The 22433-nt window shown below is 65.5% G+C and carries 20 protein-coding genes and 1 riboswitch; of the genes, 8 read left to right on the forward strand and 12 right to left on the reverse strand.

From position 1 onward, the window contains the following. Positions 1-82 precede the first annotated feature (82 nt). Positions 83-1438, reverse strand: coding sequence for an MFS transporter (locus tag AC3FOF_RS22130; protein WP_488727797.1), 1356 nt, complete (start codon positions 1436-1438; stop codon positions 83-85). Between the two features lie 469 nt (positions 1439-1907). Between AC3FOF_RS22130 and kdgD the strand changes: the two genes are divergently transcribed. Further along, positions 1908-2822, forward strand: a complete 915-nt coding sequence (gene kdgD, locus AC3FOF_RS22135; RefSeq protein ID WP_488727798.1) for a 5-dehydro-4-deoxyglucarate dehydratase — start codon at positions 1908-1910, stop codon at positions 2820-2822. Positions 2823-2912: 90 nt separating this feature from the next. Here the strand turns inward: kdgD and AC3FOF_RS22140 are convergent, their stop codons facing one another. From AC3FOF_RS22140 to AC3FOF_RS22160, 5 genes are all read right to left on the reverse strand, one after another. Further along, a complete protein-coding gene (locus AC3FOF_RS22140) occupies positions 2913-3935 on the reverse strand; it encodes an LLM class flavin-dependent oxidoreductase (protein ID WP_488727799.1) in 1023 nt (340 codons plus the stop codon). A 2-nt stretch (positions 3936-3937) separates the two neighbouring features. Beyond that, complete coding sequence (locus AC3FOF_RS22145; RefSeq protein WP_488727847.1) at positions 3938-4876, reverse strand: ABC transporter substrate-binding protein; 939 nt, start codon at positions 4874-4876, stop codon at positions 3938-3940. 80 nt (positions 4877-4956) lie between these two features. Then, positions 4957-6753, reverse strand: a complete 1797-nt coding sequence (locus AC3FOF_RS22150; protein WP_276269578.1) for an amino acid ABC transporter permease/ATP-binding protein — start codon at positions 6751-6753, stop codon at positions 4957-4959. 37 nt (positions 6754-6790) lie between these two features. After that, entirely contained in the window at positions 6791-8140 is a 1350-nt protein-coding gene (locus tag AC3FOF_RS22155) for an LLM class flavin-dependent oxidoreductase (protein ID WP_488727800.1), read from the reverse strand. 56 nt (positions 8141-8196) lie between these two features. Continuing rightward, on the reverse strand, positions 8197-9198 hold the full coding sequence (locus AC3FOF_RS22160) for an LLM class flavin-dependent oxidoreductase (protein ID WP_276264941.1): 1002 nt from the start codon (positions 9196-9198) through the stop codon (positions 8197-8199). 225 nt (positions 9199-9423) lie between these two features. On the opposite strand from AC3FOF_RS22160, the gene AC3FOF_RS22165 reads away from it, so the two are divergent. The 4 genes from AC3FOF_RS22165 (at position 9424) to AC3FOF_RS22180 (ending at position 12959) form a co-directional block, all read left to right on the forward strand. After that, complete coding sequence (locus AC3FOF_RS22165) at positions 9424-9966, forward strand: GNAT family N-acetyltransferase (protein WP_276264942.1); 543 nt, start codon at positions 9424-9426, stop codon at positions 9964-9966. Positions 9967-10025: 59 nt separating this feature from the next. Continuing rightward, a complete protein-coding gene (locus AC3FOF_RS22170) occupies positions 10026-10970 on the forward strand; it encodes an ABC transporter substrate-binding protein (RefSeq protein ID WP_488727801.1) in 945 nt (314 codons plus the stop codon). A 108-nt stretch (positions 10971-11078) separates the two neighbouring features. Further along, positions 11079-11232: riboswitch (FMN riboswitch) on the forward strand. A gap of 80 nt (positions 11233-11312) precedes the next feature. Beyond that, complete coding sequence (locus AC3FOF_RS22175; protein WP_017230851.1) at positions 11313-11825, forward strand: 6,7-dimethyl-8-ribityllumazine synthase; 513 nt, start codon at positions 11313-11315, stop codon at positions 11823-11825. 237 nt (positions 11826-12062) lie between these two features. Continuing rightward, positions 12063-12959 (forward strand): helix-turn-helix domain-containing protein, encoded by an 897-nt coding sequence (locus AC3FOF_RS22180; protein WP_017230850.1) that lies wholly within the window; start codon positions 12063-12065, stop codon positions 12957-12959. A gap of 15 nt (positions 12960-12974) precedes the next feature. Here the strand turns inward: AC3FOF_RS22180 and AC3FOF_RS22185 are convergent, their stop codons facing one another. The 6 genes from AC3FOF_RS22185 to AC3FOF_RS22210 all read right to left on the reverse strand — a co-directional run bounded on the left by AC3FOF_RS22185 (position 12975) and on the right by AC3FOF_RS22210 (position 19822). After that, positions 12975-14564 (reverse strand): FMN-binding glutamate synthase family protein, encoded by a 1590-nt coding sequence (locus AC3FOF_RS22185; RefSeq protein WP_017230849.1) that lies wholly within the window; start codon positions 14562-14564, stop codon positions 12975-12977. A gap of 131 nt (positions 14565-14695) precedes the next feature. Beyond that, entirely contained in the window at positions 14696-15667 is a 972-nt protein-coding gene (locus AC3FOF_RS22190) for an alpha/beta hydrolase (RefSeq protein WP_488727802.1), read from the reverse strand. A gap of 128 nt (positions 15668-15795) precedes the next feature. Beyond that, positions 15796-16257: an HU family DNA-binding protein gene (locus AC3FOF_RS22195; RefSeq protein WP_017230847.1), complete on the reverse strand. Its 462-nt coding sequence runs from the start codon at positions 16255-16257 to the stop codon at positions 15796-15798. Positions 16258-16601: 344 nt separating this feature from the next. Continuing rightward, complete coding sequence (locus AC3FOF_RS22200) at positions 16602-18284, reverse strand: class I adenylate-forming enzyme family protein (RefSeq protein WP_488727803.1); 1683 nt, start codon at positions 18282-18284, stop codon at positions 16602-16604. Between the two features lie 126 nt (positions 18285-18410). Next, a complete protein-coding gene (locus tag AC3FOF_RS22205; RefSeq protein WP_017230845.1) occupies positions 18411-19373 on the reverse strand; it encodes a cyclase family protein in 963 nt (320 codons plus the stop codon). A gap of 206 nt (positions 19374-19579) precedes the next feature. Beyond that, a complete protein-coding gene (locus AC3FOF_RS22210; RefSeq protein ID WP_488727804.1) occupies positions 19580-19822 on the reverse strand; it encodes a hypothetical protein in 243 nt (80 codons plus the stop codon). A 238-nt stretch (positions 19823-20060) separates the two neighbouring features. Here AC3FOF_RS22210 and AC3FOF_RS22215 point away from each other — a divergent pair, with 238 nt between their 5' ends. The 3 genes from AC3FOF_RS22215 to AC3FOF_RS22225 are packed head-to-tail and all read left to right on the forward strand — an operon-like array spanning position 20061 to position 22427. Next, the gene (locus AC3FOF_RS22215) at positions 20061-20399 is read left to right on the forward strand and encodes a PepSY domain-containing protein (RefSeq protein WP_035818075.1); all 339 of its coding nucleotides are present in this window, start codon (positions 20061-20063) and stop codon (positions 20397-20399) included. Positions 20400-20405: 6 nt separating this feature from the next. After that, positions 20406-21095 (forward strand): response regulator transcription factor, encoded by a 690-nt coding sequence (locus AC3FOF_RS22220; protein WP_276264442.1) that lies wholly within the window; start codon positions 20406-20408, stop codon positions 21093-21095. Positions 21096-21098: 3 nt separating this feature from the next. Further along, positions 21099-22427, forward strand: coding sequence for a sensor histidine kinase (locus AC3FOF_RS22225; RefSeq protein ID WP_488727805.1), 1329 nt, complete (start codon positions 21099-21101; stop codon positions 22425-22427). Positions 22428-22433 lie beyond the last annotated feature (6 nt).

A 22433-nucleotide genomic window follows, 5' to 3' on the forward strand; every position in this document is an offset into this window, starting at 1 on the left:
CGATCACCGACATGTTTTTCTTCCTTGCGAAACACTTGCTGCGGACTGCCCGGGCTGCGAAGCGCAGCCGGCGTCACGGACCTTAAGGATGCTTGAGTTCGACGCGCTTGATATCCTTGACGATCACCAGGTAGCTGATCACCGTCACCAGCGCATTGACGCCGACGAACACCAGCGCGCCGTTGAAGGAACCGGTGGTGCCAAGGATATAACCGATCACGATCGGCGTGACGATGCCCGCGATATTGCCGAACATATTGAAAATACTGCCGGCCAGGCCGATCGCTTCCTTCGGTGCCGTATCCGCCAGCACGGCCCAGCCCAGCGCGCCGATGCCCTTGCCGAAGAAGGCCAGCGCCATGAAGCCCACCACCAGCCACTCGCTGTCCACATAGTTGCAGGCGATCATGCTGACCGACAGCAGCATCCCCGCGACGATCGGCACCTTGCGGGCTACCGTCAGCGAATAGCCGCGGCGCAGGAAACCGTCCGAAATCACGCCGCCCAGCACACCGCCCAGGAAACCGCAGATGGCCGGCAGCGACGCGACGAAGCCGGCCTTCAGGATCGACATGCCGCGTGCCTGCACCAGGTAGACCGGAAACCAGGTCAGGAAGAAATACGTCAGCACATTGATGCAGTACTGGCCCAGGTACACGCCGAGCAGCATGCGGTTGGACAGTAGCTGGCGCACATAGAACCAGCGCGTTCCGGCAGGCGCCTTTTCCTTCTTGCCCGCCTCGCCGCTCATCTGGATCAGGCCCCCGCCCTGCTCGATATACTCCAGCTCGGCGCGGTTGACCTGGGGATGGGTGGCCGGGCTGCGCACCACCTTGAGCCACAGGCCCGCCAGCACCATGCCCAGCGCGCCCATCCACATATAGACGTGGTGCCAGCCGAGAGCATGGGTCAGCCAGGCCATCAGGGGCGTAAACAGCACCGCGGCGAAATACTGGGCGGAATTGAAGATGGCCGAAGCAGTACCTCGCTCGGCCGTGGGAAACCAGCTCGCCACGACCTTGGCATTGGCCGGGAAGGCAGGCGACTCGGCCAGGCCCACGGCAAAGCGCAGCACGAACAAGGTGGTGACGGCCGCGCCAGCGGTGGCGAACACGCCGATATAGCCCTGCAGCAGTGTGAACAGCGACCACAGGAAGATGCTGCAGGCATAGATGCGGCGCGCGCCGAAGCGGTCGAGCAGCCAGCCGCCCGGGATCTGCGCCATGACATAGGCCCAGCTGAAGGCCGAGAAGATAAAACCCATCTGTACGGCGTCGAAGCCAAACTCCTGCCGCATGGCGGGGCCGGTGATGGAAAGCGTGGCGCGGTCGGCGTAATTCACCGTGGTCACCACGAAGATCATCAGGAGGATCCAGTAGCGCACATGGCTGCGGCGGGTGGCCTGGCTGGGCACGCTGAGCGTGTTGCTGAGGTTCATTGGGGTCTCCGGCACTGGCTGGCGCGACTTGGAACGGTGCCCTTTCTCCGGCTGCCGGTCATTCGGCCCTCTACTGCTTTGTGATATGTTGTCGTATGACTAAGATTATAAGCATCCGGTTTCCTGCGCAACATTAAGTGTTTACCCGGGGAGTGGTGCTGACGGACCCCGGGCTGTCTCGCACACACCATATCTGTCACCCGCGAGATGGCGACCGATGAAATCAAGCTTTCAGGCTGCTTTCAGTGGATTCGATTTTTCGCGGACAAGCCATGGCGCGATGCTCCGGTGCTGGCAGGAGCCGCGTGCCTGCTCGTTAGCCCGGTGCGCCACCCTCTGCCTACGAAATCCGCTTGCCTAATGCAAAACCTAGTTGTACGATAACGTATCTCAAGAGCGTGCAGATCTTCGGAAAGCACCAGAGCCACCGACCTAACCCCTGCCCTTGCGGCGCTCAGAACCAGCCATCATGACCACACCACAAGAACTCAAGCAGATCGTCTCGGAAGGCCTGCTGTCCTTTCCCGTGACCGACTTCGACGTGCAAGGCAACTTCTGTCCCGAGACCTATGTAGAGCGCCTCGAATGGCTTGCGCCCTATGGCGCCACTGCGCTCTTCGCCGCCGGCGGCACGGGCGAGTTCTTCTCGTTGACGCCGGACGACTACGCCAACGTGATCCGCACCGCGGTGGAAACCTGCGCCGGCAAGGTGCCCATCCTGGCCGGCGCGGGCGGCCCGACCCGCATGGCCATCGCCTATGCCAGGGAGGCTCAGCGCCTGGGCGCCAAGGGCATCCTGCTGCTGCCGCACTACCTGACCGAAGCCTGCCAGGAAGGCATTGCCAGCCATATCGAAGAGGTCTGCAAGTCGGTCAGTATCGGCGTGATCGTGTATAACCGCGCCAATTCCCGCATCAACGCCGAAATGCTCGAACGGCTGGCCGACCGCTGCCCCAACCTGATCGGCTTCAAGGACGGCGTGGGCGAGATCGAGAACATGGTGCGCATCCGCCGCAAGCTGGGCGACCGCCTGTCCTACCTGGGTGGCCTGCCCACCGCCGAAGTCTATGCCGCCGCCTACAAGGCGCTGGGCGTGCCGGTGTACTCCTCCGCCGTGTTCAATTTCATCCCCAAGACGGCGATGGACTTCTACCGTGCGATCGCCGCCGACGACCATGAAACCACCAACCGGCTGATCGACGACTTCTTCCTGCCCTATCTCGACATCCGCAACCGCCGCGCAGGCTACGCGGTCAGCATTGTGAAGGCCGGCGCCAGGCTGGTCGGCCACGACGCCGGCCCGGTCCGCGCGCCGCTGACCGATCTGGACGAGCAGGAACTGGCGCAGCTGGATGCGCTGATCAGGAAGCTGGGGCCGCAGTAAGGGGGATGGCCGCGCCGGCTCGCCGCGGCCAGTCTTTCGTCTACCTCCTGATCGGCTCGCCGATCCCGGCGAGTAACACCCCGAGGGGCACTATGCGATCGTCGTCACCGCCGGCCTCCACCCCAGCCGTGGCGCAATATGGCGGCTGAAGTCCGCCAGGATCTGCTCATACTCCTCCTGCGCGAAATCGTAAGGCAACTCCAGGCGCAGCTCATTGACGCGCCCGACGACGGCATCCTTGCGCAGGCGCTCCAGTATCTCGTCGGATGTCGCCACCAGATCCGGCGCGAACAAGGTGCGCCGCTCCCCCTGAGGCTTGCGGGTGCGCTCGATGCGGCCGGCGGCGAAATCGCGATAGCGCTGGCGGCTCCGGGCATCGGCGCCGTCGGTCGGCACGATCACGCGGCCGAGCGCCACCCTGGGTGGCCTCGCCTCGGACCAGTTCGACAGGAACAGATCCAACTGGCTAAGCTGGGCAGCGTAGAAGTCGTCCGTCTTTTCGCCGGCGTTGAGGTTGCCGAGCAAGAGATTGAAGCCGTTGCGGCCTGCCCATTCGGCGGAACGCAGCGAGCCGCCGCCGTACCACAGGCGATCCGTCAGGCCGGGCGCAGGCGGGTTCAGGCGCGGCCGGCCACGCCCCGCGGGGGATTCGATGAACTTGTCGTCGTCCCCGAGCAGTTCGCCCGCCAGGTTGGCGCGCAGGCGCGCCACACGGGCATGGGAGAAATCGATGCCCTTGGGATCGCCGTCGAAGAGCCGGTCCCCCAGCAGCGCGCCATGGAGCGGCGCGCCCGCGCTAAGCCCCACGTGGAGGCGCCCGCGCGATAGTACGTCGACCGTGGCCAGGTCCTCCGCCAGCCGGAACGGGTTTTCATAGCCCATCTGGATCACCGCCGTGCCAAGGCCAATGCGGCTGGTGCGTTGGCTCGCGGCGGCAAGGAACGTGGCCGCGGAAGACACGGCACGCTCCAGGTGCCTCTGGCGCACCCAGGCACTGTCATAGCCGAGGTCTTCTCCAAAGCGGAACAACTGGAGGCTCTGTTCCAGCCCTGGGAAGGGGTCGTCCTCCGGATGGTTGCCTGGCGTGAGAAAACCGATGTGGGTAATGGCCATGCTCAGAAGTTCGGCAAGCCGCGCGGGTTGGTTTCAGACAGAGGTACGGCTTCCGCCTGCAGGCTCCAGCGGGCGAGCGCCTGGGTGTACTTTCCACTCTTGATCAAGCCGTTGGTGGCGATCGTCAACGCCTCGGCAAGGCCGCTTCCTCTGCGGGTTGCAATGCCTACGTCGGCCTTCAGGGGCCAGCCCGCGTTCACGGTGCCCACCAGCCTTATCTTCCCGTCTTTCGCGGCCTGGAACGCCTGCGGCGCGTTCGGGTTGAAGTTGACATCGGCACGGCCGGACAGCAGCGCAACGGTAATGGCGGCATCGTCGTCGTAATACTGGATTTCGATGGGTTTCAGCCCCTTGGCCACATTCTGCCTGTTCCACTCCAGGACGATCTTCTCCTGGATCGTGCCCGAACCCGTGATGACGCGCAGCCCCGCGATGTCCTTCGGCTCGGAGATCCGCCTGATGGCGCTATCGGCCTTGGCATAGAAACCGTGCAGCCCCAGCCGATAGGACGTGAAGTCGAACTTCTCCTTGCGCTGCTCCGTCACGCCGACATTGGAGATCACGGCGTCGTATTTGCCGGAAGCCAGCCCCAGCGGCCAGTCGGGCCAGGCAATTGGCACGAGTGCCAACTGCAGGCCGAGCGCGTCGGCCACCAGTTGCGCGTAATCGGCATCGGAGCCGATGACTGTCCTGGCATCGGTGGCATAGGTGGCGATCGGCGGCGCGAAAGGCACGATACCGACGGTGAATACGCCTTGCTTGACGAACCTGAAGTTGGCTCCGACGGCCTTGACCGCCTCCGGATTCTTCCCGGCCCGAACGCGGCCAGTCTGCTGTGGCGTGAAATCGAACCGTTCCGCGGCATGGCCTGTACCACCCGCAAAGCCAAGCGAGGCGAAGGACAGCAGGGCAACGGCAATCAACTTGCGGCGAGTGATCATGCTTGTAGCGTCTGGTTTGTGTGGCGTAAGCGAAGAAACGAGCGAAGAAGCCAGCGCCCCCGGGCAGACCGCCCGGAAGATCACAGGACCTTCGAGAGGAATTCGCGGGTGCGCGGGTGCTCGGGTGCGTTCAGCACCTTGGCGGGCGTCCCCGCTTCCAGGATGCGGCCATGCTCCATGAACACGATGGTGTCGGCGACCTCGCGGGCAAAGCCGATTTCGTGGGTGACGATGATGAGCGTGGTGCCGGACTGCGCCAGTTCCTTGATCACATCCAGCACTTCATTGACCAGTTCCGGATCCAGCGCCGAGGTGGGCTCATCGAACAGCAGTACCTTGGGCCTGAGCGCAAGGGCGCGGGCTATGGCCACGCGCTGCTGCTGTCCGCCGGACAATTGCCGCGGGTAGGCATCGGCTTTCCCGGCAAGCCCTACGCGCGCCAGCAGTTCGCGCGCGAGTTGCTCGGCGTCCGGCCGGGCGATCCCCTGCACGGCCAGCGGCGCCTCGATAATGTTTTCCAGGACGCTCAGGTGCGGGAACAGGTTGAAGTTCTGGAACACCATGCCCACGTCGGCCCGGCGGCGCAGTACTTCCTTCTCTTTCAGCTCGTAGAGAATTTCGCCCTCCTGCCGGTAGCCGATCAGCTCGCCGTCGATATCGATAAAGCCGTCGTCCACCCGCTCCAGGTGGTTGATGGTCCGCAGCAGCGTGGATTTGCCCGAGCCGGACTGGCCGAGGATGACCGTGACGCTGCCGCCGCGAACGGTGAGCGATACATTGTCCAATACCTTGAGTTGCCCATAGCTCTTGGATATGCCATGAATCGCGACTTCGCCCCCGGCGCGGCGGTCGCATGCCCAGCGGTTTGCCACGGGTGACGGCGTAGCCGTATCTGCCGGCGCGAAGCCCGGCCTGCGCGATCCCGGGCGGAACCGGCTGGCGTAGCGGGACATCAAGGACGCCACCCACGATGCCCGGGGATTTCGCAGCGCGCCGCGCGAGTAGTACCGCTCGATATGCACCTGGATGGCCGAGAGCACGGTCAGGATGATCAGGTACCAGACGGTGGCCACCATCAGCAGCGGGATGACTTCCAGGTTGCGGCGGTAAATGACCTGGATGGTGTAGAACAGCTCCGGCATCGCCAGCACGTAGACCATCGACGTACCCTTGGCGAGGGCGATGATCTCGTTGAATGCCGCAGGCAGGATCGAGCGCATCGCCTGTGGCAGTACGATGCGGAACGCCTGCCGGCGGCGCGGCAGGCCGAGCGCCGCGGCGGCCTCGAGCTGCCCCTGGTCCACCGAGAGAATGCCGCCGCGTATGGTTTCCGCAGAGAATGCCGCCTGGTTCAGGGTCAGCCCGAGCACGGCGGCCAGGAGGGGACTGATGAGCTGGGTGGTCGGCGCGCTGAAAAAAGTGATGTCCGTGAACGGCACGCCCAGCCACACCGTCTCGTAGAGATAGCCGAGGTTGTTCAGGATCAGCAGCAGCACAATCAGCGGGATGGAGCGGAAGAGCCAGATAAAGGCCCATGCGCTGCCGGCCAGCAGCGGCGAGCGCGACACGCGGCCCAGGGCGATCACCGTGCCCAGCGCAAATCCAAGGAAACCGCCCAGCGCCGTCAGCAGCAAGGTGCGGCCCAGTCCCTGCAGCACCGGCTCCGCCAAGAACCACGCCGCGAAGACATGCCAGCCCCAGCGGGGATTGCCGAGCACCGAATTGAAGATGGCGACGATCAGTATGCCGGCAAGCACGGTGCCGGCGGCTCTTGCCGGATAGCGGGCGGGTACGATCCGATAGCGGGCATAGTCGCCCTTCGCTGTCCTGGCGGCTGGCGGCAACGCCAGGCTCTCGATCTCGGTGGAGGCATGCATGGCTATCTCTCCTGTTGCGGTGACCGGTGCGTGCCGGTCAGGCTAGCTTTCGTCGCGGCGCGACGGTGTCCACGCCCGCGGTTGCGTAACGGCTTTCCTTGCGCGGCAGGCCAAGGTGGGCACGCAGCGTCTGCTGCGGCAACGTGCGCTGGTACCTGCCGCGCGCTTCCAGCGCCGGAACCACATGCGTGATGAAATCGTCCAACCCCTGCGCAATCACCGGGAAGCCGAGGATGAAACCGTCCGCCGCGCCCTCGTCGACCCAGCGGATGATCTCGTCCGCGACCTGCTCGCCGGTGCCGACGAACTGCGTTCTCGGCGTGACGGCTTCCAGCGCGACCTGACGCAGCGTCAGGCCCCTGGCGCGTGCGTCGGCCTTGATGCCGTCAGTGGTGGAGCGAAAGCTGTTCCTGCCGATCTCGCCCAGTTCCGGGAAGGGCTCGTCGAGCGGATACAGGCTGAAGTCGTGATGGTCGAAATAGCGGCCCAGATAGGCCAGCGCTTCCTCGATGGTGACCAGTTCGCGGATCGCGCGGTACTTGGCCTCGGCCTCCTGCGCGGTGGCCCCGACGATGGGGCCGATACCGGGAAATATCTTCACGTCCGCCGCCTGGCGGCCATGGGCGACGGCGCTGGACTTCACCTGCTCCAGGAATGCGCGCGCGCGCTCCAGCGATGGGGAATGCGTAAACACCGCGTCGGCATATTTGCCGGCCAGCCCGACCCCGGATTCCGACGATCCCGCCTGGAAGATCACCGGCTGGCCTTGCGGCGAGCGGCCGATATTGAGCGGCCCGGCGACCTCGAAAAAACGGCCTTTGTGATCCAGCGTATGCAGCTTGTCCCGGTCAAAGAACTGTCCGGTCGCCCGGTCGCGTACAAAGGCATCGTCATCCCAGCTATCCCACAGGCCTTGCGTGACGCTCAGGTACTCATCGGCGATCTCATACCGCAACGCGTGCTCCGGATGGGCGCGGCTGTAATTCCTTGCCGAGCCTTCGAGCGGCGACGTCACCACGTTCCAGCCGGCGCGCCCTGCGCTGATCAGATCCAGCGAGGCGAACTGGCGGGCGACGGTGAAGGGGTCGCTATAGGAGGTCGACACCGTGCCGGCCAGCCCGATCCTGGAGGTCACCGTCGCCAGGGCGGACAGGATCGAAATCGGCTCGAAACGGTTGAGAAAATGCGGAATCGACTTCTCGTTGATATACAGGCCATCGGCAACGAAGGCGAAGGCAATGCCATTGGCCTCGGCTTTCTGTGCGGTCCGGATGAAAAAATCGAGATTGACGCTCGCATCGGCCGGGCCGCTGGGGTGCTTCCACGAATTCATGTGGCCACCGGCCCCCTGCAGCATGACGCCGAACGGGATGTTTCGCTTGCTCATGGCAATGTGCTCTCTTCAGATGCGCGGAGATGCGCGGAAAAGGCGGGACGTCGGGGTCAGACCCTGGCGGGCTGGTAAGCCCCGGCCAGAAGATCGACCGAGTAGAAACGCTCGGGGTAGCTGGCTACCGGAATATCGATGACGAACTCGCGGATGCCGTAGCGCCGGCTGAGTCTGTCGAGTTCACCGCGAACCACCTCGGGTGTTCCGGCGACGACATGCGGACGTTGCTCGTCGATACGGTAATCCGCCTCGCCCGTCTGACGGGCGAACTCTGCGGCTGCCTGCTGGCTCGGCAGGTTGAAGCTCTGGCCCGAGGCCAGGCGCAGCTTGAAGATACGCAGCGCGCCCACCAGTTGCTCGGCCTTCTCCTGGGTCTCGGCGGCGAAGGCATAGAGTGCCAGCGATGGCACGCGGCCGGTCGCGCTCTCGTACGTCTCGATCGAACGCTCGATATTGGTCGGATCGCCGTTGAAGTGTCCCGCGTAGCAATAGTCCCATCCGTGCTGCGCGGCCAGCGCGGCGCTTTCCGGGCTTCCGCCAAGAAGGATGCGCTGTGGCAATTCAGGGGGGACGGGCGTGGCGATGGCGCCCGCCAGAGGATGGTCCTCGGCTACGCCCCACTTCAGGAAGGCGTCCACTTCGGCAAGCTGCCCGGCGAAGCCAGGTTTGCGGGCCTTGTCGTGGAACCACTGCAGTGCCTTGGTGGTCAACGGCAGTCCGCCGGGCGCCTTGCCGATGCCCAGGTCCACGCGCCCCGGCGCCAGCGCCGCCAGCACCTTGAAGGTCTCGGCCACCTTGAACGGGCTGTAGTGCTGCAGCATCACGCCGCCCGATCCGACTCGGATCCTGGAGGTCTTGGCGAGGATATGCGAGACCACGATCTCCGGCGCCGAACTCGCCAGGCTGGGCGAGCCGTGATGCTCCGCCACCCAGAAACGCCGGTAGCCTAGTTGCTCCGCCCGCTGGGCCAACGCGACCGTCAGCTGAAGCGCATCGGCAGCCGTTGCACCCTCGGGAATCGGGCTCTTGTCGAGCAGGGAAAGAGAATAAGACACGGTGGATTGCGAATGGCCCGTGAAGGAATCGAGTAATTATTCTCACCGATGCCGGCCATTATCCATGCGCTAAATTCCTCTAACGATATGTGCATTCATTTGTGGCAAAGGCGCGCCCGGAATGATCGAATGCGTGACACACCTCCATCGAGGCCACCGAACATCGCCTGGCTCACCGACCGCGTGCCGGCAGGCATTGCCGGCACGGCCGGGCAACGGATTGCCATGACCGACAGCATTCTCGATACCACCCCGCTGGACCCGCGCGCGCAACCGCTGATCGCCGCGCTGACGATCGAATACGAACGCCGCTACGGCGACTATTTCGGCGAGCCGGCCGGCCAGGAACTATTGCGCTATCCCGCCGAACTGTTTGCGCCGCCGCATGGCGCTTTCCTGCTGCTGCTCCGCAATGGCGAAACGATAGGCGGCGGTGCCTTCAAGCGCTATGACGGACAGACCGCCGAGCTGAAGCGCGTATGGACCCGCGCGGACCTGCGCCGGCAAGGCCTGGCCCGCCGCATCCTGCTGGAACTCGAAGCCCGCGCCTCGCGGCAGGGATACCGCCGGCTCTACCTCACGACCGGATTCCGGCAGCCGGAGGCAGCGAATCTCTACCTGGATTCCGGCTATGCGGCGCTGTTCGATACCCGCCTGGATCCCGAGGCCTACGGGCACCTGCCGTTCGGCAAGGACCTGCGCGAACCGGGGCAGACCAGCGCGCTGGAAGACCTGCGGGCAGCGCATCCAGGCGCCGTCGCCGGGTAACGCAAACACCGCAAGCCGCATTCGCGCATCGACAATCATCGACAATAACGGGAGTCCTCATGAAAATCGGCAGCAAGACGATCTCACGCATCCTTGGCGGCATCGCCGTCATTCCCCTCGGCCTGGGCGCGGCGGTGGCGCTGGCCGCCAATACCCTGGACCTGAGCCCCGCCCAGCCCGCACGCATCCATGCCGAGAAGAGCGCGGATGCCATCAAGGCCCTGCCAGCCGGCTTCAGGTTTGCCAAGGAAGGGACACTGACGATCGGCATCCATCCGTGGATTCCGCCGATCAGCACTTATGCAACGGATGCAAAAACCATTGTCGGCTTCGATGCCGATCTTGCCCAGCTGGTGTCGGATAGCCTTGGCAGGAAACTGGAACTCGTGCCTGTCGCCTGGGCCGACTGGCCGCTGGCGCTCGCGTCCGGCAAGTTCGATGCGGTGATCTCCAATGTGACCGTCACCGAAGAACGCAAGGCGAAATTCGATTTCTCCAGCTATCGCAAGGACCAGCTCGGCTTCTACGCCAAATCCGACAGCAGGATTGCATCGATCAGGGAGGCCAAGGACATTGCCGGCCTGAGGATCATTACCGACCCCGGCACCAACCAGGAGAAGATCCTGCTCGAATGGGATAAACAAAACATCGCCCAGGGGCTGAAGCCGATTGCCGTGCAGTATTACGACGACGACGCGGTAAAGGCTCTCGCCATCCAGTCCGGCCGGGCGGATGCCGTCTTCAGCGTCAACGCCGTGCAAGCCTACCAGGCGGCCAAGGAAGGCAAGACCAAGCTGGTCGGCACCGTGAGCGGCGGCTGGCCGCGTACGGCGGAAGTCGCGATCACCACGCGCAAGGGCAGCGGCCTGGCGGATGCGCTCACCAGGTCCCTCAACGACCTGATCAAGAACGGGAAGTACAACCAGGTACTCGATAAATGGAATCTTGGCTCGGAGGCAATCCATAAATCGGCCACCAATCCGCCCGGCCTGCCGAAGACCTGATGGCGCTCGCGGGCGCGTACCAATGGCGGCATTCGCCACGTTTCCCGCATGGGCTTGCCGCGCCTCGATCAATTAAGGCAAAATCCATCCGTTGCAGGTCTTCTGCGACAGCGTTCTCAGGGCGGGGTGAAAGTCCCCACCGGCGGTGATGGCGATTCCACGCACAAGCCCGCGAGCGCCCGGCTTTCCACGAGAGCCGGGGTCAGCAGATTCGGTGTGATTCCGAAGCCGACGGTGACAGTCCGGATGAAAGAGAGCGCGACGCTTGTGCTCCCGGCCGCCCCCAGCGGCCGGGAGCCAGGCTCGTGCGCCCTGATTCTGGAAACCTACCCAAGGAAAGCCATGAATCAGCTTGCTTCCCCGTTTCACCTTTCTCGCAATGCCTCGTCCTCCCTTGCGGCAGACGGCCCGGACCAGCGCATCGCGCTGATTTGCGCCCAGTGGCACGCCACCATCGTTCATAGCGCGCGCGATGCATTCCTGGCGGAAGTTGCCAGGCAAGGCTTTTCACCGGACGCGGTGGATGTCTTCGAGGTGCCCGGAGCCTTCGAGATCCCGCTGCACGCGCGCAAGCTCGCGGCGTCAGGCCGGTACCAGGCAATCGTAGCCAGTGCTCTCGTCGTCGATGGCGGGATCTATCGCCATGAGTTCGTTGCCGATGCGGTGATCGCTGGCCTGATGCGCGTGCAGCTCGATACCGAAGTGCCTGTCATTTCGGCCGTGCTCACGCCCAAGGACTTTCACGATCACGAGGAACACCGGCGCTTCTTCGCCGAGCATTTCGCCGTGAAGGGACGCGAGGCCGCCAATGCCTGCCTCAGGACCATCGAGAGTCTTGCCAGGCTTGTCGCGTAGCCCCAACCCGCCAGCCGGTGGCACGCTCTGCCGCACTGAAGCCGCCGGCATCGGCCACCTGGATGAACAAGAGGAGATCGTCGATCTGGTCCATTGAAATCCGGTGCTGGAATCCGGGCTATTGCACTGGGAGATGCCGCATGTGGCACCCGGCGGGGGCGCCTGGTATCGCCCGTGCCGATGGACAGATCAAACCCCTGGCGGGACAATTGCAGCCCCGGTGCCCGCCCCCGCCCCATGAAAACCGTCCCGACCTACTCCCTGTACGGGGTCAATTCCAACGAGCCCCTGCTGGAACAGCTGCATTTCGAGTCCATCCCGGAACGCAGCGGCGTCAACGACTGGGAGATCAAGCCGCACCGCCACGAACGGTTCTTCCAGATCCTCTATGTTCACCAGGGCGGTGGCCAGGCCCTGCTCGACGACCGCGAGTATCCGCTGGCGCGGCGCACCGTGGTGACGGTGCCGCCGCGCTGCGTGCATGGCTTTCGCTTTACCCCGGATGTCGACGGCATCGTCATCACCATGACCGACCACTACCTGCATACCTTGCTGGCAGGCGTGCCGGATGCGCTGCCGCTGTTCGAGCGGCCCTTTCACGACCAGTTCGGCCGCGATGATGCGACGGTGCTTGCCGGCGCGCTGGAGCTGTTCCGTGCCGAGATGAATGCGGTATCGCTGTGGCGCGGCGCCGCGCTGGCGGCGCTATTGTCCCTGCTGCTGGTGGGCATAGCCCGGCGTGCGTCCGGTGCGGATGCCTCGGGGGCGCAGCCGGTGGGGCGTACCGCGCGCCACTTCCAGCAGTTCCAGCAACTGGTCGAAGAGCGCTTTCGCCACCACCAGGAACTGGCGGGCTATGCCGACACGCTCGGCATCACCGCTACCCAGCTCAATCGCATCTGCCAGCAACTGGCCGGCAGGAGCGCGCTGCAACTGATTCATTCGCGCCTGATCGTGGAGGCACAGCGCGACCTGCTGTACAGCGACCTGGATATCAAGCAGATCGCCTCGACGCTGGGCTTTGCCGATGCGGCGTATTTCACGCGATTCTTTTGCCGCCGTGTGGGCCAGACGCCAACCGCCTTCCGCCAGCAAGGCCGCGCGCGCCTGCCCGCCCCGCAATCCAGGCGGTAAGCGCTTTCGGTTTCCTTACAGCGAGAAGCTGTCCGAGCGTGCCAGCGGCCAGTATTTTTCATAGAGCTGGTAGCGGAAATTGCCGTTCAGCAAATCGCCGGGCGAGAGGAACTTGAGCAGTTCCGACATCAGCCGCACTTCGTTGGCCGATATCCGCCGCACGATATGGTGCGGCTTGAGCGCGCCGGGATGATCCAGGCCGGCCGCCTGCAACAGCTCCAGCAGCGCATGCAGCGTCTGGCGGTGGAAGCTGGCCACGCGCTGGGCTTTGTCCGGCACCACGATGGCGCGCTGGCGCACGGGGTCCTGCGTGGCCACGCCCACCGGGCAACGGTCGGTGTGGCATTTCTGCGCCTGCACGCAACCGAGCGCGAACATGAAGCCGCGTGCCGAGTTGCACCAGTCGGCGCCGGTGGCCAGGGTACGCGCCACATCGAAGGCCGTGATGATCTTGCCGCTGGCGCCGATGCGGATCTTGTCGCGCAGGTTTACGCCGACCAGCGTGTTGTGCACCAGCAGCAGCCCTTCCTGCAACGGCACGCCGATATGGTCGACGAACTCCAGCGGCGCCGCGCCGGTACCGCCCTCGGCACCGTCCACCACGATGAAGTCCGGCAGGATGCCCGATTCCAGCATGGCCTTGACGATGCCAAAGAACTCCCACGGATGCCCGATGCAAAGCTTGAACCCGGTGGGCTTGCCGCCCGACAGCGTGCGCAGGCGGTCGACGAACTGCAGCAGGCCCAGCGGTGTGGAAAACTCGCTGTGCGTGGCTGGGGAGATGCAGTCCTCGCCCATGGCGATGCCGCGCGTGGCCGCGATCTCCGGTGTCACCTTGGCCGCCGGCAGCACGCCGCCATGGCCTGGCTTGGCGCCTTGCGAGAGTTTGACCTCGATCATCTTGACCTGCGGCGAGCGCGCCTGCTCGGCGAATTTATCGGGATCGAAGCCACCGTCGGCGCGGCGGCAGCCGAAGTAGCCGGAGGCGACCTCCCAGATCAGGTCCCCGCCTTCCGCGCGGTGATAAGGCGAGATCGAGCCTTCGCCGGTATCGTGGATAAAGCCGCCGAGCTTGGCGCCGCGGTTAAGCGAGCGGATCGCATTGCCGGACAGCGCGCCGAAGCTCATTGCCGACACATTGAAGATCGACAGCGAGTAGGGCTGGGCGCGGCCCTCGCCTACCGTGACGCGGAAATCGGCGGAGGGAATGCGGGTGGGCGCGAGCGAGTGGCTGATCCACTCGTGGCCAGCCAGGCGCACATCGATCTCGGTGCCGAAGGGCCGGCTGTCGACCTCGTTCTTGGCGCGCTGGTAGACCAGGCTGCGTTGCTGGCGCGAGAACGGCATTTCATTGGTGTCGTCCTCGATGAAGTACTGGCGGATCTCCGGTCGGATGAACTCGAAGAAGAAGCGCAGGTGGCCCCAGATCGGATAGTTGCGCAGGATCGAGTGGCGTGACTGGGCGATGTCGTGCATGCCCACCAGCAGCAGCGCGACCGGCACTGCCAGCCACCAGGCGGGAACCCGGTGCACCACGGCAAGCGCAGCAAGAACCAGCAAGGCTGACGCGGTCAGCCAGACCGCGCCGTAACGGCGAGAAAACATGGGGGCTCCTTTAATACGGCCATCATTCCGGCCATTGCATTGGCCGGCAACCCACAATTATCGCCGTTCCGCATGACATTCGCTTTCAGCCGGTTGCACCGGCGCCCGGGCGCCGGGTGCGCAGGCCTGCGCTATTCCCCCACGCGGGCCACGGAATCCGCTTGCACCGGGCGCGGCGCCAGTCCCGGGGGGTGGCGTTGCGCGCCCTCGTCGGCCTCCACCGCCGCAACGATCTGCGCGAAAGCGAGTTCCGATTCCGGCATCGGCAACAGCATCCAGACATGGAACATGCCTTCGGCTTCGTAATACCGCAGCGGCAACCCCTGCTGCTGCGCGAGCGCCCGGAAGGCGCGGCAATCGGGCAGCAGGATATCGTGGGTGCCGATGAAGAGCGTTACCGGCGGCAGGCCCTGCAGGCCGCCGTGAATCGGGCTGACCTGCGGCAGCGTGATGGGATCGCCGCCGGCGTAGACCCGCCCGCATTCGATGCCGCCCGGTTTTGACAGCATCGGGTCGAGCGGTTCGAGCGCATCGATGCCGGGGTTGTCGCCGCTGGCGTCCAGGAACGGCGAAAGCAGGACAAGGCGCCCCGGCAGCGGCCGGCCGGAGTCGCGCGCCAGTTGCGCCAGCGCGAGCGCCATGCCGCCGCCGGCCGAGTCGCCCATCACGGTCAGGCTGGCTGGCGGGCGGCTTTGGACGAGCTGGTCGTAGAGCGGCAGCAGGCCGGCAAACACCTCGCGGTGCGTATGCTCCGGCGCCAGCGGATAGATCGGCACGATCACCGTGGCGCCGAGCCCATCCACCAGCTTGCCGATGAAGTCCCAATGCTGGCTGACGATGTCGAAGACGTAGCCGCCGCCGTGCAGGTAAAGAATCCGCCGGCCACTGTCGATGCCCCGTGGGCGCACGGTGTAGACCTCCACGCCGGCCACAGGTTCCACGCTTACTTCGTGGCGCGCCAGGAAACGAGGCGAGGGCGCCGCCCGGCCTGTCTTGCGGCGGCGCCGGATTTCCTCATGCAGCGCCTGCGCGCTGGCAAATCGCTGCTTGCGCCGGACCAGGCGCAAGGCCAGCCGCCACAGGCGGCACTGGATGCTGGGCATGACGGTCTCCCGGATCTGCGCCGGCTTCGCTGGCCGCCGGCTGGTATTGCAGGAAGGACAAGCGAATGCTGCGGATACAAAAAAGGAGCCGGCTAGCGGCTCCTTTTCAAGCTGGAAACAGGCCCCAATTAAGCGGCTGCTGCATCCTTCAGCTTCTTCAGCGGGCGCACCTTGACCTTGACGCTGGCAGGCTTGGCCGGGAACCAACGCTCTTCACCGGAGAACGGGTCCTTGCCGAAGCGCTTCTTCTTGGCCGGTACTTGCTGGGCCGTGACCTTCAGCAGGCCGGGCAGCGTGAACTCGCCGGCGCCCTTCTTGTGCAGCGCGCTGACGATGGTGTTTTCCAGATGGAGCAGGACCGTCTTGACGGCCTTGGCTTCCAGCTGGGTCTGAGCTACCAGGTGAGCGACCAGGCTCGACTTGTTGAAGGTGTCCTTCAGCGGCTTCGGGGTTACCGCAGCAGCAGGAGCAGCCTTCTTGGCCGGCGCGGCCTTCTTGGCAGCAGCCTTTACGGGTGCTTTGGTTGCCGGTGCCTTCTTGGCAGCGGTCTTGGTTGCAGTCTTCGCGGTCGGATTCGCTTTGGTCGCCATATCGATAAATATGAGTTGAACAGAAAGATGTCGCACGGGATGTGGCATCCGATGTCGCTCGACGCTTCGTCGATCGACTATCGGCGTGCGGCACCGACTGAATCATAGCGGAAAGATGGGGACGTCAAGGGGATTTCGTGCATGTCCTCGCAAAAACCGGGGTTTTCCCCGGGTTTTTTGCGGGTTTCGTCTGTTGCGGCGGGCTGTTTTGTCGCGTGGAAGCCGCGATGGAACTTTCCGCGGACTCTATATACAAGGGTTAAACGCGGGATTTCGCCGTTCTTGCGGGCAGCGTCCGATGCGCGCGCGAGGGACTTCGTGCGTCCGTTGCGCGCGCATCGGCCTCAACCGCGCAGCTCGCGCCGCAGGATCTTGCCGGTCACGGTCTTGGGCAATTCGTCGATGATCTCCACCACGCGCGGGTATTTATAGGCCGCCATGCGCTCCTTGCACCAGGCCAAAAGCGCTTCCGGCGTGACGCTTGCCTGCGGCTTCAGGCTGACCACCGCCTTCACTGTCTCGCCGCGGTAGGCGTCGGGCATGCCCACCACGGCTGCCTCGCGCACCGCCGGATGCGTGTACAGGACGTCTTCCACCTCGCGTGGCCAGACCTTGTAGCCGCCGGCATTGATCATGTCCTTCTTGCGGTCGACCAGATAGAACCAGCCCTGCGCGTCCATGAAGCCGACGTCGCCGGTGCGGAAATAGCCGCCCGCCATCGCCTTGGCCGTCTCTTCCGGCTTGTTCCAGTACCCCGGCACGATCATCGGCCCGCGCGAGATGATCTCGCCCACCTCGCCCACCGGCACCGGCGCGCCGGCATCGTCGCCGATAAAGGAGTCGACATTGAAGGCCGGCACGCCGATCGCCAGCGTGCCCGAAGCCGGGTCCACCGGCGCCTCCCGGCCGAGCGGCACCACGTGGGTAGGCGAGTTGGTCTCGGTCAGGCCGTAGCCGTTGTGGATATAGTGACCGAATTTGGTGCGGAACTGATCGACCACGCTCGGCGGGATCGGCGCGCCGCCCGAATAGATCTTGCCCAGCGTGGCGAAATGCTCGCGGCTGGCATCCGGGTGGTTCATCAACGCGATGAAGACCGTGATCGAGCCGATGGTGAATTCCACCCGCCGGTCGCGGATGGCTTCCAGGATCACGCCCGGCTCGAAACGGCAGGCCAGCACCAGCGGCGCGGCGCAGATAAAGGCAGCGGCGATGTGGCCCACCAGGCCGGTGATATGAAACAGCGGCGCCACGCCCAGGATAGCCCCGCCCTCGCGCAATCCGATCCAGTCCCGGTACACCTGGGCATTGAACGCGACATTGCCGTGGGTATTCATCGCGCCCTTGGGCACCCCGGTGGTGCCCGATGTATAGACCAGTATCGCGATATCGTTGGCGTCCAGCGTGACCGGCGCGGGGCGCTGGCCAAGATGGGCCTGCGCCAGCGCCAGCAGGTCGGGCACGCCTTCGGCGGGCTGCCGCCTTGCGGCGGCGAACAGGCGCGGATCGGCGCGCGCCTGGAAATCGAGCTCGGAGGTGGTGATCACCTCGGGCAGCACGAGGGGCGCGGCGGCATCGCCCTGCCCGCTGCGTTCCGCATCGAACAGGTTCCTGACCACGTCCGCATAGAGCGATTCGTGGCAGATCAGCACCCGGGCGCCGGAGTCCGCCAGCACCAGGCGCAGTTCGCGCGCGCGGTTCATGGGGTTGACCGGCACGGCGATGGCGCCGAGCTTCCATGCGGCAACCAGGCCGATGACGAACTGCGGCACGTTCTGCAAGTACAGCGCGACGCGCTCGCCACGCGCGCAACCGCGCGACGACAGCGCTACCGCCAGGGCGTCGGACAAGGTGTCCAGCTCGGCATAGGTGAGCGTCGCGTCGAAATAGTGGATCGCCGGGCGTTCCGGCGCCCGGCTCGCGGCTGCCCGGAAAATCGACAGCGCGTCGGTGAACTGCGGTGTGATGGTGTGCGGCTGGCCGGGGTCGTAGCTGGACAGCCAGGGCTTGTTTTCATAGGGCGTCATGAGGCACCTCGATATGCGCGGCGGGTAGCGGCAGAAGTAGCGGCAAGGGTGGCGGTGGATCGAAACAAAGCGGGGGACAGCCTGCGCAGGATGCCGCTCGGGCACCTGTGCAGGACTGCCCGCGCCTTACTTGATCACCACCGGGTTGACCGGGGCGCCGCTACCGTTCACCACCTTGAGCGGTGCTGCGGTATAGAGGAAGGTCCACTGTCCGTCCCCGGCGCAATCTTCGGCGAGCGGATCGAGCTGGGCGATCTCGGTCAGGGTCACGCCCAGGTTGCGCATCAGGGCATTGTGCAACGGCAGGGCAACGCCGGACACCGGGTCCACCGTGACCTCGTTGGCGATCGTGTCGGTGACGAGATTGGGGATTTCCATGTGATGGAACCACTCGACCAGTTCGGGGCTATAGGTCAGGCCCGGCTCGATGAAGTCCCGGTAGAACTCGGCCTGGTCGCGCTTGTAGAAGGAGCCTATCCAGCCGGTGCGGATCACCAGGATGTCGTGCTTCTCGATGCGCACGCCCTGCGTTTCAGCAGCGGCCAGCAGGTCCTGGTGGGTGAAGGTCTCGCCCGGGTCGAGCACCGCCTTGCCGCGATGGCGCGCCATGTCGATCAGGATGCCGCGCCCCACCACGCCGCGCTCCGCGATCGGCAGCACGCTGGCCTTCTCCAGGCCGCCGATGGTGGATTTGGCGTCGTAGCCGTTCCACAGCTTGTCGCCGTACCAGACGTGGCCCAGTGCGTCGTATTGGGTCGACCCCTGCAGGTACATGATCATCATGTCGTCGGCATACTCGGCCTCGCCGGGGAACTTCGGGCCCTTGCCGCAGAGGTAATGGCCCTTGTCCATCACGTTGAGGCGGCGCGCCTGGGATCGCCCCGGCCAGACCGGATCGCCGGCGGGATTGCCCATCTGGATCTGCAATGTGAAAGTCTTGCCGGAGCGCACGGAAGCCACGCCGCGCAATACCTCCGCCTGGGTCAGGTAGTTCAGCGAACCGACCTCGTCATCCGGCCCCCACTTGCCCCAGTTCTTCGGGGCATCGCGCAACAGCTCGGCTACCAGCGGGACGTTTTTTGCTTCCATGCCATGTCTCCTCGATGAATGACCCCGGGTGGAACGCACTGCGCCGGTCATGCCTGCTGTGCATGGTCGGCCATGCGCCAGGCAAATAAATAAGAACGGTCGTGCGTTTTTATTGTGGGTCGAGTGTAGGACCAGCCGTCGCGCCATGTCCAGACATGGAAAACCCGTCCGCGAGCAAGAGGTGCCGCCCTCAGGCGCTCAGGCGCTCAGTCGTCCAGGCCGGCCGCAAGCAGCGGTCCAAGCACCAGCGCGCCGAGCACGATCATCGACAGGCCGCTATCCATCTGTTTCCATTCGAGCAATACCGCACGGGCATCGACCTGCGCCCAGAACAGCGCCACCACGCCGAGGAGGACCAGCAATACCGCCACAGCGAGTGCCATCGCGTCACGCGTGGCGCGGGAGAGTGGATCGGAACGGCTATCATTGGGGATGCGGGCGCCTTGCATGGCCTGACTCCTGTTGAAAGGTAACGACGACAGTGACGACGACGATGAATGGCCCCATTGTGGTGACCCCTGCCTGAACCCGTGCTGAGCGCACCGTTCAGCTTCCGTTCAGGCCGGCCCCGGCACACTGATCCGACCCACTGCTTCGATGAACCACGGCTTGCCCGCGCCCGTTTTGTCCCATTCCCTGACGCCATTGCCTCCCCCCATCGCCACGCGCTCTCCCCGCACCGGCGCATTGCGACGCGCAGCCCGCCTCCTGCCGCCCGTGATCGGTGCGCTGTCGCTGCTGCTCGCGGTGGCGCCGGCGCATGCCGACAAGGACGCCGATCGCGCCCGCGCGGCGGTGCAATCGGGGGAGATCCTGCCGCTCACCCGCATCCTGGAGACGGTATCGTCGCAATACGCGGGCGATGTGATCGGCGTGAAGCTCGACCGCGATGACGGCGCCTGGCAATACGAGGTCAAGCTGCTGCTGCCGGGCGGCTCGGTGGCCAAGCTCGAATACGACGCCAGAACCGCGGCCTTGCTGAAAGCCAAGGGGCGAGATATCGAACAGGCCCGCAAGAAACCCTGAGCCCCCATGCGCATTCTCCTGGTCGAAGACGAAAGCACGCTTGCCGCACAGATCCACGCCAGCCTGGTCGGTGCCGGCTACGCGGTCGACATCGCCGCCGACGGCATCGATGGCTGGCACCTGGGCGCCGAAGAACCCTATGATGCCGTGGTGCTCGACCTGGGCCTGCCCGGTCTGGACGGGCTGTCCGTGCTGCGCCGCTGGCGCGCGGCGCAGGTCAACCCGCCGGTGCTGATCCTGACCGCGCGCGATAGCTGGACCGACAAGGTGGAAGGCATCGACGCCGGCGCCGACGACTATCTCGCCAAGCCTTTCCGCATGGAGGAACTGCTGGCCCGCATCCGCGCGCTGATCCGGCGCGCCCACGGCATGCCCGCGCCCGAACTGGCCTGCGGGCCGGTGCGCCTCAACGCCCGCACGGGCGTGGCAACGGTCGACGGCGCCGCCGTGGCACTGACCGCCCACGAGTTCAAGGTGCTCGACTACCTGATGCACCAGCCGGGCGCCATCGTCAGCAAGACCACGCTGACCGAGCATATCTACGCCCAGGATTTCGACCGCGACAGCAATACCATCGAGGTCTTTATCGGCCGGCTACGGCGCAAGCTCGGCGTCGACGTGATCGAGACCGTGCGCGGCCAGGGCTACCGGCTGCGGCCCCCGCCCCCCTCCCCGGCCGCCTCGGCCACCGCCTGATCCATGCGCCAGTCATTAGCAATCCGCCTGCTGGCCGTGGCGGCCGTCTGGCTGGGCGCGGCACTCGGGGGCACCGGCTGGATGCTTTCCACCCTGTTCGCGCGCCACGTCAACGACACCTATGTGCGCCAGTTGGACAACCAGCTGACCAGCCTGGCCGCCGCGCTCGAATGGAGCGCCGGCGGCAAGCTCACGCTCACGCGCGCGCCGGCTGATCCGCGCTACGAACTGCCCTATTCGGGCGCCTACTGGCAAGCACAGGCAAGCGGGTCGACCCTGCGTTCGCGCTCGCTCTGGGACGCCGAGATGCCTGTCGCGATGGGCAACAAGGTGGACGACGGCCATGCCGAGATCCGGCCCGGGCCCAATGGGCAATCGCTGCTGGTGGTGTCGCGCCCCATCGTGCTGGCCACCGCCGATACGCCGGTGACGCTCTCGGTGGCGCTGGACCGCACCGAGTTGCGCGCCGCGCGCCAGGCGTTCAACCGACTGCTGGGCTGGTCGCTGACCGCGCTGGGCGCCGGCCTGCTGCTGGCGGTGGCGGCGCAGGTGAAATTCGGTCTGGCGCCGCTGGCGCGCCTGCGCCAGGCGCTGGCCGCCATGCAGACGCGCCGCGAGAGCCGCCTGGGTGGTACGTGGCCGGCTGAAGTGGTACCGCTGGTCAATGAAATCAATACCTTGCTGGCGCGCAACGCCGATGCGCTGGCGCGCTCGCGACGCCAGGCCGCGGACCTGGCCCACGCCGTCAAGACCCCGCTCGCCATCCTCGCCAACGAGGCGGAACGGCTGCCGGGCGAAGCGGCGCGCGCGGCCGGCAGGCAGGTCGAGGCCATGCGCCGGCAGGTGGATCGCCATCTGGCGCGCGCCCGGGCAGCAGGCGCGGCCAGCGCCCGCGGCGCTCGCATCGAAGCCGGCCCGGCGGTATCGGAATTGGCGCGCGCGCTCACTCGCCTGCACAGCGGGCGCGAGATCGATATCGCAGTGGAAGGCAACGGGCACTTTGCCGGCGACCGCCAGGACCTGATCGAGATCCTCGGCAATTTGCTGGACAACGCCTGCCAGTGGGCCCGCACGCGCATCCGCGTGAAGCTGGCGGAGCACGCGGGCGTGCTTGAGATCGTGGTGGAAGACGACGGGCCGGGCATGCAGGCCGAAGCCCGAGAACTGGCCACCGCGCGCTTCGCCCGGCTGGACGAGGCCGCTGCCGGCAGCGGCCTGGGACTGTCCATCGTCAGCGAGATGGCCGCCCTATACGAGGGAGGGCTGGAACTGGGCAGCAGCGAACTGGGCGGGCTGCTGGCCCGCCTGCGGCTACCGGCGGGCCAGGCCTGAACCGGC

It is taken from the genome of Cupriavidus sp. 96C5-1, from assembly GCF_057798855.1.

Excerpts from the sequence above, each read along its gene's own strand:
- AC3FOF_RS22130 (WP_488727797.1), bottom strand. The coding sequence starts at position 1,438 with ATGAACCTCAGCAACACGCTCAGCGTGCCCAGCCAGGCCACCCGCCGC.
- kdgD (WP_488727798.1), top strand. The coding sequence starts at position 1,908 with ATGACCACACCACAAGAACTCAAGCAGATCGTCTCGGAAGGCCTGCTG.
- AC3FOF_RS22140 (WP_488727799.1), bottom strand. The coding sequence starts at position 3,935 with ATGGCCATTACCCACATCGGTTTTCTCACGCCAGGCAACCATCCGGAG.
- AC3FOF_RS22145 (WP_488727847.1), bottom strand. The coding sequence starts at position 4,876 with ATGATCACTCGCCGCAAGTTGATTGCCGTTGCCCTGCTGTCCTTCGCC.
- AC3FOF_RS22150 (WP_276269578.1), bottom strand. The coding sequence starts at position 6,753 with ATGCATGCCTCCACCGAGATCGAGAGCCTGGCGTTGCCGCCAGCCGCC.
- AC3FOF_RS22155 (WP_488727800.1), bottom strand. The coding sequence starts at position 8,140 with ATGAGCAAGCGAAACATCCCGTTCGGCGTCATGCTGCAGGGGGCCGGT.
- AC3FOF_RS22165 (WP_276264942.1), top strand. The coding sequence starts at position 9,424 with ATGACCGACAGCATTCTCGATACCACCCCGCTGGACCCGCGCGCGCAA.
- AC3FOF_RS22170 (WP_488727801.1), top strand. The coding sequence starts at position 10,026 with ATGAAAATCGGCAGCAAGACGATCTCACGCATCCTTGGCGGCATCGCC.
- AC3FOF_RS22175 (WP_017230851.1), top strand. The coding sequence starts at position 11,313 with ATGAATCAGCTTGCTTCCCCGTTTCACCTTTCTCGCAATGCCTCGTCC.
- AC3FOF_RS22180 (WP_017230850.1), top strand. The coding sequence starts at position 12,063 with ATGAAAACCGTCCCGACCTACTCCCTGTACGGGGTCAATTCCAACGAG.
- AC3FOF_RS22185 (WP_017230849.1), bottom strand. The coding sequence starts at position 14,564 with ATGTTTTCTCGCCGTTACGGCGCGGTCTGGCTGACCGCGTCAGCCTTG.
- AC3FOF_RS22190 (WP_488727802.1), bottom strand. The coding sequence starts at position 15,667 with ATGCCCAGCATCCAGTGCCGCCTGTGGCGGCTGGCCTTGCGCCTGGTC.
- AC3FOF_RS22195 (WP_017230847.1), bottom strand. The coding sequence starts at position 16,257 with ATGGCGACCAAAGCGAATCCGACCGCGAAGACTGCAACCAAGACCGCT.
- AC3FOF_RS22200 (WP_488727803.1), bottom strand. The coding sequence starts at position 18,284 with ATGACGCCCTATGAAAACAAGCCCTGGCTGTCCAGCTACGACCCCGGC.
- AC3FOF_RS22205 (WP_017230845.1), bottom strand. The coding sequence starts at position 19,373 with ATGGAAGCAAAAAACGTCCCGCTGGTAGCCGAGCTGTTGCGCGATGCC.
- AC3FOF_RS22210 (WP_488727804.1), bottom strand. The coding sequence starts at position 19,822 with ATGCAAGGCGCCCGCATCCCCAATGATAGCCGTTCCGATCCACTCTCC.
- AC3FOF_RS22220 (WP_276264442.1), top strand. The coding sequence starts at position 20,406 with ATGCGCATTCTCCTGGTCGAAGACGAAAGCACGCTTGCCGCACAGATC.
- AC3FOF_RS22225 (WP_488727805.1), top strand. The coding sequence starts at position 21,099 with ATGCGCCAGTCATTAGCAATCCGCCTGCTGGCCGTGGCGGCCGTCTGG.